Source organism: Pseudonocardia broussonetiae, assembly GCF_013155125.1.
Classification (GTDB): domain Bacteria; phylum Actinomycetota; class Actinomycetes; order Mycobacteriales; family Pseudonocardiaceae; genus Pseudonocardia; species Pseudonocardia broussonetiae.
The window spans coordinates 1,767,428-1,780,035 of record NZ_CP053564.1; the positions used below are offsets into that span (position 1 = coordinate 1,767,428).

General features: G+C 76.5%; 12 protein-coding genes and 2 pseudogenes. 9 read left to right on the plus strand and 5 right to left on the minus strand.

Going from position 1 to position 12,608, the window contains the following annotated elements; all coding sequences use genetic code 11:
* Nucleotides 1-13 precede the first annotated feature (13 nt).
* Both HOP40_RS08705 and HOP40_RS08710 read right to left on the minus strand, forming a co-directional pair.
* Nucleotides 14-448: a hypothetical protein gene (locus HOP40_RS08705; RefSeq protein ID WP_172156476.1), complete on the minus strand. Its 435-nt coding sequence runs from the start codon at nt 446-448 to the stop codon at nt 14-16.
* A gap of 72 nt (nt 449-520) precedes the next feature.
* Nucleotides 521-2,938, minus strand: a complete 2,418-nt coding sequence (locus tag HOP40_RS08710) for a penicillin-binding protein (RefSeq protein ID WP_240157587.1) — start codon at nt 2,936-2,938, stop codon at nt 521-523.
* A 143-nt stretch (nt 2,939-3,081) separates the two neighbouring features.
* On the opposite strand from HOP40_RS08710, the pseudogene HOP40_RS36580 reads away from it, so the two are divergent.
* The 3 genes and pseudogenes from HOP40_RS36580 to HOP40_RS08725 form a co-directional block, all read left to right on the plus strand.
* Nucleotides 3,082-3,372: pseudogene (locus tag HOP40_RS36580) on the plus strand (WhiB family transcriptional regulator); the annotation flags it as partial.
* Nucleotides 3,373-3,511: 139 nt separating this feature from the next.
* Nucleotides 3,512-3,631, plus strand: a pseudogene (locus tag HOP40_RS36750) (type II toxin-antitoxin system HicA family toxin); the annotation flags it as partial.
* Nucleotides 3,628-3,846: a type II toxin-antitoxin system HicB family antitoxin gene (locus HOP40_RS08725; RefSeq protein ID WP_172156480.1), complete on the plus strand. Its 219-nt coding sequence runs from the start codon at nt 3,628-3,630 to the stop codon at nt 3,844-3,846. The pseudogene HOP40_RS36750 and the gene HOP40_RS08725, both read left to right, overlap by 4 nt.
* 7 nt (nt 3,847-3,853) lie before the next feature.
* On the opposite strand, the gene bagB is transcribed toward HOP40_RS08725, so the two are convergent.
* Nucleotides 3,854-5,005, minus strand: coding sequence for an ATPase BagB (gene bagB / locus HOP40_RS08730; protein WP_172156482.1), 1,152 nt, complete (start codon nt 5,003-5,005; stop codon nt 3,854-3,856).
* Nucleotides 5,002-6,018 (minus strand): ATPase BagA, encoded by a 1,017-nt coding sequence (gene bagA / locus HOP40_RS08735; protein ID WP_172156484.1) that lies wholly within the window; start codon nt 6,016-6,018, stop codon nt 5,002-5,004. The genes bagB and bagA overlap by 4 nt, the downstream gene beginning before the upstream one ends.
* Before the next feature lie 72 nt (nt 6,019-6,090).
* On the opposite strand from bagA, the gene HOP40_RS08740 reads away from it, so the two are divergent.
* Genes HOP40_RS08740 through HOP40_RS08755 form a run of 4 tightly spaced genes read left to right on the plus strand, consistent with a single transcriptional unit; the run spans nt 6,091 to nt 9,965 of the window.
* Nucleotides 6,091-6,264, plus strand: coding sequence for a Sp36 family protein (locus tag HOP40_RS08740; RefSeq protein ID WP_172156486.1), 174 nt, complete (start codon nt 6,091-6,093; stop codon nt 6,262-6,264).
* Entirely contained in the window at nt 6,261-6,719 is a 459-nt protein-coding gene (locus tag HOP40_RS08745) for a RidA family protein (protein WP_172156488.1), read from the plus strand. Before HOP40_RS08740 ends, HOP40_RS08745 begins: the two co-directional genes overlap by 4 nt.
* Nucleotides 6,716-7,333, plus strand: coding sequence for a hypothetical protein (locus tag HOP40_RS08750; protein WP_172156490.1), 618 nt, complete (start codon nt 6,716-6,718; stop codon nt 7,331-7,333). Before HOP40_RS08745 ends, HOP40_RS08750 begins: the two co-directional genes overlap by 4 nt.
* Before the next feature lie 28 nt (nt 7,334-7,361).
* Nucleotides 7,362-9,965: a hypothetical protein gene (locus tag HOP40_RS08755; protein WP_172156492.1), complete on the plus strand. Its 2,604-nt coding sequence runs from the start codon at nt 7,362-7,364 to the stop codon at nt 9,963-9,965.
* Between the two features lie 24 nt (nt 9,966-9,989).
* On the opposite strand, the gene HOP40_RS08760 is transcribed toward HOP40_RS08755, so the two are convergent.
* Nucleotides 9,990-10,868 carry a Gfo/Idh/MocA family protein gene (locus HOP40_RS08760; protein ID WP_172156494.1) on the minus strand — a complete coding sequence of 293 codons (879 nt, stop codon included), beginning with the start codon at nt 10,866-10,868 and terminating at the stop codon, nt 9,990-9,992.
* A gap of 126 nt (nt 10,869-10,994) precedes the next feature.
* On the opposite strand from HOP40_RS08760, the gene HOP40_RS08765 reads away from it, so the two are divergent.
* Together HOP40_RS08765 and HOP40_RS08770 are read left to right on the plus strand one after the other, a co-directional pair.
* Nucleotides 10,995-11,807 carry an NUDIX hydrolase gene (locus tag HOP40_RS08765; protein WP_172156496.1) on the plus strand — a complete coding sequence of 271 codons (813 nt, stop codon included), beginning with the start codon at nt 10,995-10,997 and terminating at the stop codon, nt 11,805-11,807.
* An 11-nt stretch (nt 11,808-11,818) separates the two neighbouring features.
* Nucleotides 11,819-12,604 (plus strand): MBL fold metallo-hydrolase, encoded by a 786-nt coding sequence (locus tag HOP40_RS08770; protein ID WP_205347130.1) that lies wholly within the window; start codon nt 11,819-11,821, stop codon nt 12,602-12,604.
* Nucleotides 12,605-12,608: the final 4 nt, after the last annotated feature.

Here is a 12,608-nt window from a genome sequence, read left to right on the forward strand (position 1 = left end):
GGGGCGCCGACGGTCAACCGGACAGGATCTCCACCACCATCTGCACCGCGATCAGCGTGAACACGGCGACGAAGAACAGCGTGAACAGCCGCGACCCGATGCGGCTGCGGGTGCGGCGCGACAGCCCGAGGATGCTCGGCTCCTCGACGATCCGCGGGCGCGCGCCGAGCGGGACGGGCGCCGGCTCCGGGGCCGTGACCGCGGCCGTGACCGCGGCCGCGCGCCTGCTCGCGAGCAGGGTCACCGGCCGGACCTGGGGGTGGGACGAGGGGCGCGCCGATCCGGCCGTCGGCATGCGCAGCCACGGCGGCGCCAGGCCGTCGAGCACGGCGGTGCCCCCCGACCGGGAGCGCGACGCCCCGCGCGAGGTGATCGGCACGGCGTCGGCGAGCCCCCCGGACCGCGGCCGCGGTACCCGTGCGTCGTCGTCGGCGTCACCGTGCGTCATGGACGGGGATGCTAGGCCGCGTCCGGTCGGCTCACCGGACGTGCCGCGCCCGACCACCCTCTCGGGGGAAGCTCATCCCCCGTCGGCGGGGGGCGGTGCGGCGCCGTCGCCCTCGCCGGCTCCGCCCTCGCCCTCGGCGGGCGGGGGCGGCGGCTCGCCCTCGGCGGGCGCCTCGCTGGGCGCGGCGGGCGGCGGCGGGACCTCGCCGCTGCTGACCGTCAGCACGATCGTCTCGCCGGGCAGCGCCGTGCCGCGCGGGCTCTGCCCGATCACGGTGCCGCGCGAGGCCGCGTTGTCCTGCTCACGGGTGGTGACGGCCCAGCCCGCCGACTCCAGCGTGGCGCGCGCGTCGTTCTGGCCGCGGCCGACGACGTCGGGCACGCGCGACTCCGCGCCGCCCTCGAGGTAGCGGTCCTCCACGGCGGGCAGCGGCGTGACCGGCTGGCCCTCCAGGAGCGGCGCCATCGCACCGAACCAGGTCTCGGCCGGGGTCTTGCCGCCGAAGATGTTGCCGCTGCGGCAGGCGAACGGGGCGCCCGCGCCGTCGCAGAGCTGGTCGGGGCGGTTGTCGTTGTCGTAGGTGATGACCGCACCGGAGATGGTCGGTAGGTAGCCGAGGAACGCCGCCGACTTGTGGTCCTGGGTCGTGCCGGTCTTGCCGCCCATCGGCCGGTTCCAGCCGACCTGGCGCGCCGCGCCCGCGGCCGTGCCGCCCGCGAGGTCGTCGCGGCTCATCGCCGTCATCATCGCGTTGGCCAAGCCCGGCTCGACGACCTGCTCGCACGGCGCCTCGGTGACCGTCACCGGGTTGCCCTCGGGGTCGGTGATCGACGCGATCGGCGTGGGCGGGCACCACATCCCGCTGCTGGCCAGCGTCGCGCCGACGTTCGACAGCTCCAGCACGCTCGTCGGGCTCACGCCGAGGGTGAACGACGCCTGCCGCTGCGCCTTGGTGACCTCGGCGATCGACCGGTCGGTGGCCTGGCCGGTGTTCGGGTCGACGAAGCGCTCGGTGGCCAGCGACCGCATGCCCAGCCGCACCGCCATGTCGACGACGTCGGGCACGCCGGTGAACTCCATCAGCTTCACGAACGCGGTGTTGGGCGACTGCGCCAGCGCGTCGGAGAGCGAGAGGCGCTCGGAGTAGTCGCCCGAGTTCTGCACGGGCAGCGGGCGGCCGCCGCCGTCGACGTAGATCGGGGACGCGTAGCCGCTCGGCGGCACCGAGAGCTGGTAGTTGATGCCCAGCCCCTTCTCCAGCGCCGTCGCCGCGGTGAACGTCTTGTAGACCGAGCCCGCGCCGAGCGGCACCGGGATGTAGGGCAGGCCGTAGCTGGTCTCCAGGGCCTCGCCGTCGAGGCCGTAGACGCGGCTCGACCCCATCGCGAGCACCTCGTGGCGGTCGGTGCCGGGCTTCACCGTGGCCATGACGTTGGCGACGTTCGGCTGGCCCGGCGGCACCTCCGCGGTGAGGGAGGCCTGCATCCGGTCGAGAACGGTGCGGTCCAGCGTGGTGCGGATCGTGTAGCCGCCGCGTCGCAGCTGCTCGGTGGAGAAGCCGGCCTCGGTGAGGTACTCCTGCACGTACTGGCAGAAGAAGCCGGCCGGGCCCGCGCCGATGCAGCCGTTGGCCTGCGTGTTGAGCGGCGAGGCGATGCCCAGCGGCTCGGCCAGCGCCGCGTCGGCCTGCGGCTGGTCGATCATCTGCTGCTCCAGCATCTGCTGGATCACCAGGTTGCGCCGCTCCTGCGCGGCCTGCGGGTTCGTCACCGGGTCGGTGGCCGTGGTGCTGCGGACCATGCCGGCGAGCAGGGCGGCCTGCGGCACCGTCAGGTCGGCCGGGGTGACGCCGAAGTAGGTGCGCGCGGCGGAGGCGATGCCGGCGGCGCCGTTGCCGAACGGGACGATGTTGAGGTAGCGGGTGAGGATCTCGTCCTTGCTCAGCGACTGCTCGAGCTGGAGGGCGATCTGGGCTTCCTTGAGCTTGCGCGCGGGCGTCTGCTCGGTGGCCTTGAGCCGCTCGGTCTCGGTCTGCGCGTCGACGTAGAGCAGGTAGTTCTTGACGTACTGCTGCGTGAGCGTGGACGCGCCCTGCTCGATGCTGCCCGACACCGAGTTGGTGACGACGGCGCGCACCGTGCCCTGCCAGTCGACGCCCTGGTGCTGGTAGAACCGGCGGTCCTCGACGGCGACGATCGCGGCCTTCATGGCCGGGCTGATCTCGTCGGAGGTGACCGAGCGGCGGTTCTGGTCGGGCACGAACAGCTGCGCGATCGTGGTGCCGGCGTTGTCGGTGACGATGGTCGTCTGCGGCAGCGGCTGGTCGAGGACCTCGGTCGACACGCTGCCGACGCTGTCGCTCGCGTCGTTGGCCACCAGCCCGAGCCCGATCGCGGCGGGGAACGCGATGCCGGCGGTGACGACCCCCGCCAGGACGCACAGGCCCAGCAGCAGACCGACCGGCCGGAGGAGATGGCGCGGGAAGCTCACGGAGGGCGAGCCTACGCGCCGCCGTGTCGGGATCCGGTCAGGTGCCGACCCGAGTAGTTCTGCTCGGTGTCCGACGGAACCGCGACGCCGCAGGATCCGTCTAGAGCGGGTCGAGTCGACCTTGCGGGACCTCGGGAGGGGCCATGGCGGAGCGGTGGAACTGGCGGAACGCGGCGCGGTGCCGCACGGACGACGCCGACGAGCTGTTCGTCACGGGCGCGCAGCAGCGGGAGGCGCGGGAGTTCTGCCGCGCCTGCCCCGTGCGCACGGAGTGCCTGGCGCACGCGCTCGACGAGGGCGTCGAGTTCGGCGTCTGGGGCGGCATGACCGAGCGCGAGCGCCGCGCCCTGCTGCGCAGCCGGCCCGACGTCGGGTCCTGGCACGACCTGCTGACCGGCGCCCGCACGGCCTACTACGCAGGCGACCCCCACGAGCACAGCGCCCACGAGCCCGGCTCCCACGAGCACAGCGCCCACGGCCTCGCCCGGGCCGCCGAGCTCGCGGTCGCCGAGCGCACCGCGCAGCGGCTGCACGAGTCGGCGTGAGGACGTCGCGTGCCGGCGCCATCGCCGGTTCCGGCATCCACGGAATCCCGGCACGGCCACGGTCGCGGGGAAGCTGAGCGCGACGTTGCCGCCGGGGACCGAGAAGAGCATCCTGAGGCAGGCGGGCATCGAGCGGAGGCGGTCGTGACGGGTTTCGCGGTGATCGTGGAGCGCGGCTCCGACGGCGGCTACGGGGCGTGGAGCCCCGACCTGCCGGGCTGCGTGGCCGCCGCCGACTCCTACGACGAGTGCGTCGCCCTGATGCGCGAGGCGATCCCGCTGCACCTGGAGAGCCTCCGCCGCCACGGCGACCCGGTACCCGAACCCTCCACCGTCGGCGTCCTGACGATCGACGCCGCCTGACGGGTCCCTACTGCGCCGTGCGCAGCGGGGTGGGGGCGGTCGGGGGCGCGGCCGCGGCGGCGAGGCGGCTGCCCACCTCGCGCAGGCCGTCGAGGTCGGAGATCTCCGAGGCCACCACCGGCACCCGCGCCACGGCCACCGCCGGGTGGGCGTTCGCGAACCGTGCGAGCAGGCGCTCCTCGCGGTCGGCCAGGTCGACGCGGTCGGCGTGCAGCCGCAGCACCGCGGTGGCCAGGGGGGCGCCGCGCAGCTGGTCGGCCGCGTCCCGGGCGCGCGACGCCGGCAGCGCGGCGCGCACGGGGTGGGTGCGGTTGAGCACGAGGCCCGCCAGCGGCATGCGCTCGGCGGTGAGGCGCTCCACGAAGTACGCGGCCTCGCGCAGCGCGTCCGGCTCGGGCGCCGCCACCACGACGAACGCGGTGCCGGGGGCGCGCAGCAGCGCATAGGTGGCCTCGGCCCGCTCACGGAACCCGCCGAACATCGTGTCGAAGGCCTGCACGAACGCCGACGCGTCGGCCAGGAGCTGCCCGCCCAGGATCGTCGAGACCGCCTTGGCGAACAGCGAGAACCCGGCTCCGACGATCTTCATCAGGCCGCGGCCGCCGGCCCGGGCGGGGGCCGAGAGCAGCCGGATCATGCGGCCGTCGAGGAAGGTGGACATGCGCTGCGGGGCGTCGAGGAAGTCCAGGGCCGAGCGCGAGGGCGGGGTGTCGACGACGATCAGGTCCCACTCCCCGGTGGCCGCCAGCTGCCCGAGCTTCTCCATCGCCATGTACTCCTGCGTGCCGGAGAACGACGAGGAGATGGTCTGGTAGAAGGGGTTGGAGATGATCGTCTGGGCCCGCTCGGGGTCGGCGTGCGTCTCCACCATCTCGTCGAAGGTGCGGCGCATGTCCAGCATCATCGCGTGCAGGTCGCCCTCGGCGTCGGCGACGACTCCGGGCTCGTTGGTCAGCGCCTGCAGGCCCAGGGCCTGCGCGAGCCGCTTCGCCGGGTCGATGGTCAGCACGACGGTGCGCCGGCCGCGCTCGGCGGCGCGGATCGCCAGCGCGGCCGAGGTCGTCGTCTTGCCGACCCCGCCCGAGCCGCAGCACACGATCACGCGGGTGCCCGGGTCGTCGATCAGCGCGTCGACGTCCAGGTCGGGTGCGGTCCTCACACCGACACCCCCGCTCCAACGCCCTGCGCCACGAGTTCCTCCGTGAGTTCGTACAGCGAGCCGAGGTCGACGCCGTCGACGAGCGTGGGCAGCTCGAGGCGCGGCTGCCCGCTGCCCTCGTCCAGGCGGGCGAGGGCGAGCGACTCGGCGTGGATGCGCACGGCGTGGTCGACGGTCTCGGCCACCAGCCCGTCGATGACGTCCGGCGGCAGGTCGAGCCCGGCCGAGGCCAGCCCGGCGCGGATGCGCTCGGCGTCGACGCGGCCGTTGGCGGCGGCGGTGACCGAGCGGTCGGGCAGCCACTGCGGCCGGACCTGGTTGACGATCACCGCGCCCGGGCGCAGCTCGGCCTCGTAGAGCTGGTCGACCGCCTCGAGCGTCTCGGTGACGGGCAGGTCCTCCAGCAGCGTCACCAGGTGCACGGCGGTGAGCGGGGAGTGCAGCAGCCGCACGACGCCCGCGGCCTGGGAGTGGATCGGCCCGACCTTCGCGAGGTCGGCCATCGCCTTGGTGACGTCGAGGAAGCTGACGACGCGGCCGGTCGGCGGGGCGTCGAGCACGACGGCGTCGTAGACGGGCGTGCCGTCCTTGCCCGTGCGCGTGACGCACTCCTTGACCTTGCCGGTGAGCAGCACGTCGCGCAGGCCGGGCGCCAGGGTGGTGGCGAACTCGATCGCGCCCATCTTGCGCAGCGTCCGCCCGGCCACCCCGAGCCGGTAGAACAGCTCGAAGTACTCCAGCAGCGCAGCCTCGGGGTCGACCGCCAGCGCGCGGACCTCCCCCCCGCCGGGCGCCACCGCGATGCGGCGCTCCTCGTAGGGCAGCGGCGCGGTGTCGAAGAGCTGCGCGATGCCCTGGCGGCCCTCGACCTCGACCAGCAGCGTCCGCTTCCCGCCCGCGGCCAGCGCGAGCGCGAGCGCGGCGGCCACGGTGGTCTTGCCGGTGCCGCCCTTGCCGGTGACCACGTGCAGCCGCGCCTGCGCGAGCTCGTCCGGCCATCCCGGTGTCGTCATGTCCGCCAGGTTACGAGCCGGCGCGCCGCCCGGCCGCCCGATCGGGGTGAGGCGCTGGCTACAGTCCTGGCCATGAGTGCCCCCGCGAACACCAGGTGGGAATACCTCACCGCGCCCGTCCTGATCCACAGCACCCAGGCGATCCTCAACAACTTCGGCCGCGACGGCTGGGAGCTGGTGACGGTCACGGCCGGCGCCAACGGCGAGCAGCTGGTGGCGTGGTTCAAGCGCCCGGTCCAGTCGTGACGCCGACGGAGAAGCTGCGCGAGCTCGGCATCGCGCTGCCGACCGTCGCCGCCCCCGCCGGGGCCTACATCCCGGCCCGGCGCACCGGTGACCTCGTCTTCACCGCGGGCCAGGTCCCGTTCGTCGACGGGAAGCTGCCCGCCACCGGCAAGGTCGGCGCCGAGGTCGACGTCGACACCGCCCGCGACCTGGCCCGGACCTGTGCGCTCAACGCGCTGGCCGCCGTCGACGCGCTGGTCGGCCTGGACGCGGTCGTCGGCGTGGTGAAGGTGGTCGGGTTCGTCGCCTCCGCGCCGGACTTCACCGGCCAGCCGTCGGTGATCAACGGGGCGTCGGAGCTGCTCGGCGAGGTCTTCGGCGAGGCCGGGGCGCACGCGCGGTCGGCCGTCGGGGTGGCGGTGCTGCCCCTGGACGCGCCGGTCGAGGTGGAGCTCGTCGTCGAGGTCCGGCCGTGACCTCCCCCGAGGAGTCGGGGCACGAGCTGCTGGTCGCGCTGGCCGGGCGGCTGCCGGACGAGGTGCTGTGGCGCCTGCGCGACTGGCTCGCCGCGGGCGCGCACGAGCCGCTGGCGGCGGTGCTCACCCGTGAGCTGCTGCGCCACCGCCTGGGCCTCACCGACGCCGAGCGCGCGCTGCTCGTCGCGAGCGCCGGCGTGTGGGGGGCGTCGCGGCGGCTGCTGGAGGCGGTCCTGCCGCTCGACGGTCCGGTGCACTCCACCGCGGTCTTCCGGTCGGGTCCCGGCGACGACGGCCCGGCCGCGCTCGACGCCGCCGCGCTGAGCGTGCTCGGCGTCGTCCGCGGCCACCCGGGCTCCGTGGAGCTGCGCCAGGCGTGGCGCTCGGGCCCCGCGGAGCAGCGCGTCGTCGTCGTCCACGGCGGTGAACGGCGGTGGGTCCTGACCGGCACGCTGCAGCGCGTCCTGCGCGCCCACGGCGACCGCACACCGTGCGTCGAGGTGCTCCCGGCGCACGGGGAGCCCCCGGCCTACCACCAGGCGGCCATCATCGGATCGGCACCGCTGTGGACCGCCGCCCGCTCCCCGGCGGAGGCCGTCGCAGCGGGTCGCTGACACGCAACGCATGGAACGGGAGGTCCGGATGGACGACCGGACGACGGGCGACTCGCCCCACGAGGTCCTGCTGGCGCTCGCCGGCCGCATCGACGACGACCTGCTGGCCTGGTGCCGCGAGCTGGTCGCCGTCGGTGAGGACGGCCGCGCGCTGGAGCTGATCACGGGCACGCTCGTGGCCGACGGCACGCCGCTGCCGCCGCGCGAGCGCGCCGCCGTCGTCGCCGCCGCCCGTTCGGCCCGCACCGACCTCGACGCCGAGGCGGTCCTGCCGCCCGCCGCCGAGGCCGGCACCCCCCACCGCTTCGACGCCGGCCGCGGCGTCGAGCACCTCGCCGCCGCCGTGGGAGCGCTGCCCGAGCGGCTCGTCGCGGGGTGCCGGACCTGGGTGACCTTCCGCTCGACCCCCGCCGGCTCCGCCCCCGGCCCGCTGCCGCAGCCGGTCGTCCTCGTCGAGGTGGCCGCCGACGACCAGCGCCCGGTCGACGTGCTCGCCTACCAGCTCGCCATCGCGTGCGCGCGGGTCGGCGCGCCGGCGGCCGTGGAGGTCGTCGTGGCCGGGGCGCCGCGCCCGGAGTACCAGCAGGCGGCGCTGCGCTCGGCCCTGCCGGTGCACGGGGCCTCCTCCGAGGACCCCGCCGGATCCGACGTCGGGGAGCCCGAGCCGGTCACGCCCCCCACCGGCACGCCCGAGGTGGGCTCCGGCACGGCCTGGCCGACGCTCGGGAGCCTGGTGATGCCGCCCGAGCCGGCGGCGGCGCGGCGGTCGTCCGACGTCCCGGAGGCGCCGGGGTACGACGGCCCGGCGTACGAGCGTCCCGACGTCGACGGCCCGGCCCACGAGGGCTCGGGCTACGACGACCCGGCTCACGACAGCCCGGCCTACGACAGCCCGGCCTACGACAGCCCGGCCTACGACAGCCCGGCCCACGACAGCTCGGCCTACGACAGCCCGGCTCACGACAGCCGGGCCTACGACCGCCCGGCCTATGACATCCCGGCGTACGAGATCCCGGCCTACGAGATCCCCGCCTACGAGATCCCGGCGTACGACCCGTCCGCCTACGCGGCGCCGCCGTCCGACGGACCGGTCCCCGATGCAGCCTCCTCCGACGCGGCCCCGTCCGAGGCGCCCCTGTCCGACGCGCGGGCCCACGACGTCCAGGCGCACGCGGAGCCGGCGTTCGGTGGTCCTGTGCACGCGGAGCGGGCGCACGAGGAGCCGGTGCCCGCGGAGCCGGTGCCCGCGGAGCCCGCGCACGAGGAGCCGGTGGCCGAGGAGCCGGCGCAGCCGGTGGCCGGGGCGCCCGCCGCGCCGCGGGACGAGCCCGGGCGCCCGGCGCCGTCCGCGGACGCGACGGACGACGGGGACGCGGTCGGGACGGGCCGCGGGGACGACCGGACCGACAGCGGGGACCGGGCCGCCGCCGTGAGCCGGGTCGACACCGTGGACCGGGTCGACACCGCGGGCCGGGCCGACACCCTGGGCCGGGTCGACGGCCGGTCCGACGACGAGGACGACCTCGCCCCCGGCGACGACCTCCGCCCTGAGGACGACCGGGACGCCCCCGCCCGCGCCGAGGAGCCCTCCTGGGACTTCGGTTCGCCCGCCGACCAGCGCATCGACCCCGGCCCGCGGCGGCCCGGCGTCCGCCCGGCGGCGGTCACGCCGCTGCGCTCGCGCACCGACGGCCCGCGCCCGCGTCCGTCCGCCGTGACCCCCCTGCCCCGGCCGGCGACGCCCCCGACGCCGCTCACGCGGCACCGCCCGCTCGCGCCGGTCGCCGACTTCCCGCGCGATCCGGCGCAGCACGCCGATCCCGACACCCCGGCCCGGGCGTCGGACCACGACCCGTTCGGGCCGGGCGACGACCGCGAGCCGGAGGAGTCGGGGTTCGCGACGCGGATCGACGCCGCCGACCCGCTGGGCCTGGGCACGCTGCCGCTGCGCACGACGGGCGACCACGCCGAGGAGGACGGGCGCCCGGACCGCGCCGAGCGGGCCGAGAACGGTACCGAGGCCCCCGTCTCCGACGACTGGCTCGCCGACTGGATCTCCGGCGACTGGGCGATGTCCCGGTCGGCCACCGACCCGCTCGACCCCGACCAGCCCGTGCCCGGCAGCCCGGAGGACGAGGCCCGGCGCGAGGAGGCCCGTCACGGGGAGTCCCGCCGCGAGGAGCCCGCCCGCGAGGAGCCCCAGCAGGAGGAGCGGACGGCCGCCGGGTTCGCCGCGCCGCGCCCCGCACCCCGGTCGACGCCCCCGCAGGCCCCGACGCAGTTCCCGTCGCAGTCGCAGTCGCCGTCGCCGTCGCCGTCGTCGTTCCCCCGGTCCGAGCCGGGGTCGCCGGTCCCGCCGCCGCCCCGGCCGCAGCCCTCGGCCCGGCCCGCGCCGCTGCCGTCGCGCTCGGCGGCCCCGTCCCCCGAGCCGGGGCCCGAGGACGACGCCGTGGCGCGCCTGTCCGAGGCCGACCGCGAGCTGCTCGCGCGGCTGCAGGCCGAGCTCGGCGCACCGGAGGCGCCCCGCCCGCGCGTCTCGCGCCGGGCGGGCATCGGCGGCGACGCCGGCGGGCCCGCGCAGCCGGCGCCGAACGGGCGCGGCCCGCACCCGCCGCCCGACCGGGCGAGCTGACGGGCTGACGGGACGGGCCGGGGATCAGCCCGCGGCCCGCAGCACCTCGTCGACGACCTCCTGCAGGCGCAGCCCCCGGGCGGCGTCGAGCATGACCGGCGGGCCGCCGTGCACGGCGTCGACGAACCCGTCGAGCAGCCGCGCGTAGCAGGTCGGGGCGTCGGCGGCGCCCCCGGAGAAGCGGTGGCGCCCGGCGCCGCCGAACACCGCCAGCTCGATCTCCGACGGGTCGACGGGCAGCCGCAGCGAGATCGTCGCCGTGCTGTGCGACCCCCCGTCGTGGCGCAGGGAGAAGCGCCAGAGGTCGGGCTCGTCGTGGTGGGCCCAGTCGACGCCGGTGACGGGCCCGAGCGCGGCGTCGAGGAGGTCGACGACGTGCGGGCCGAGGTCGAGCAGCGCGCCGTGGTCGGCCCGCCAGCCCGACGCCGCGTAGGGCCCGCCGAGCAGCGACCCGGACAGCCACCGCACCGAGCCGACGGTGTCGGGCCCGGCCCCGCCCGGGACGCCCGCCAGCCACCCGGCGATGTCGGGGTCGTAGCGCAGGGTCAGGACCAGCGCCGACGTGACGCCGGCCGCCGCCGCGGCCACCTCCCGGGCGGCGTCGAGGTCGGCGGCGAGCGGCTTCTCGCAGATGACGTGCCTCCCCGCCGCGGCGGCCCGGACGGCGAGCTCGCCCTGCACCTGCGGCGGCACCGCGAACGCGACGGCATCGACGTCGTCGAGGAGCTCCTCGAACGACCCGACCGCGCGCCCGCCCAGCGCGCCCGCCAGCTCCGCCGCGACCTCGGGACGCCGCGTCCACAGCGTCGTCAGATCGGTCCCGGGATGCGCGACGAGCGCGGGGCCGTGCACCCGCCTCGCCCAGGGACCGCCGCCGACCAGGCCCACCCGAAGAGTCCGCACGGGGCGACATCATGCCGCGGATCGCCCTCCCCGGAGGTTCAGGAGAGCCACGTTCCCGCCCCCTGCGGACCGGAACGTGGCTTTCCTGGACCGGGGCGGCGGGCGGCCACGTTCTAGGGTGCAGTCGTGACCCCCGAACCAGCGGTGCCCCGACCCGCCGCCACCGTGCTGCTCCTGCGCGACACCCCCGGCGAGCGGCCGCTGCAGGTGTTCCTGCAGCGGCGGGTGGCCGGGATGGCGTTCGCCGGCGGCATGACGGTGTTCCCGGGCGGCGGCGTCGACCAGGCCGACGTGCCCGATCCCGAGCTGTGGGCCGGACCGCTGCCGGAGTGGTGGGGCGAGCGCTTCGCGGCCGAGCCCGTGGCGGCGGGGCGGCTCGTGCACGCCGCGGTGCGGGAGACGTTCGAGGAGTGCGGCGTGCTGCTGGCCGCCCGCTCCGACGGGACCACGCCCGACCCGATGGTGCTCGCCGAGGCCCGCGCCGACCTGGTCGCCCGGCGCCGGACGCTGCCCCAGGTCCTCGTCGAGAGCGGGCTCGTCCTGCGCGCCGACCTGCTCGACGCGTGGTCGCGCTGGATCACCCCGGAGGAGTCGCCGCGGCGCTACGACACCGCGTTCTTCGTCGCCGCGGTGCCGCACGGGCAGGAGGCCGACGCGCACACGACCGAGGCCGTCGAGGCGGCCTGGTGGTACCCCGCCGAGGCGCTCGACCGCTGGCGCGCGGGCGAGATGGAGCTGATGGCGCCGACGTTCCGCACGCTGCAGGAGATCGCCGAGTTCCCCGACACCGCGTCGGTGATGGCGGCGGCCGCGGCGCGGACGGTGCGGCCGGTGATCCCGAAGGTCAAGCGCGAGGGCGACGAGGTCGTCGTGGTGCTGCCCGGCGACGAGGGCTTCGAGGTCGCGGCCGGGCACCTGCGTCCGGGGGACCTCCGATGACGCTCGCGCCGATGACGCACCCCACCTACGCGCAGCTGCGGGCGGTCACACCGCTGGCCTCCGTGCTGCTCGAGGAGAACCCGTCGCCGATGACGCTGGAGGGCACCAACACCTGGGTGCTGCGGGCTCCGGGCATCGAGGAGTGCGTGGTCGTCGACCCGGGCGAGGACGAGATCGGGCACCTGGAGCGGGTGGCCGCGCACGGCCCCGTCGCCCTCGTCCTGATCACCCACCGCCACCACGACCACGCCGGCGGCGCCGCCCGCTTCGCCGAGCTGACCGGCGCGCCGGTGCGGGCGCTCGACCCGTCGCTCGTGCTGGGCTCCGAGGCGCTCGGCGAGGGCGAGGTCGTGGCCGCGGCGGGGGTCGAGCTGCGGGTCGTCCGCACGCCGGGGCACACGTCGGACTCGGTGTCGTTCCTGCTCGACGGCCCGGGCGCGGCGCAGGCCGTGCTCACCGGCGACACGATCCTGGGCCGCGGCACCACCGTCATCGACCACCCCGACGGCAAGCTCGGCCCGTACCTCGACTCGTTGCGCCGCATCGCCGACCTCGCCCCCGGCACCGCCGTGCTGCCCGGGCACGGTCCGGAGCTGCCCGACGCGCCCGCCGTCGCCGCCGCCTACCTGGCGCACCGCGAGCAGCGCCTGGAGCAGGTGCGCGGCGCGCTGGACCGGCTCGGGGCCGGCGCCTCGGCCCGGCAGGTGGTGGAGCTGGTGTACGCCGACGTGGACGAGTCGCTGTGGCCGGCCGCCGAGTGGTCGGTGGAGGCCCAGCTCGCCTACCTGCGGGCGTAGGGGC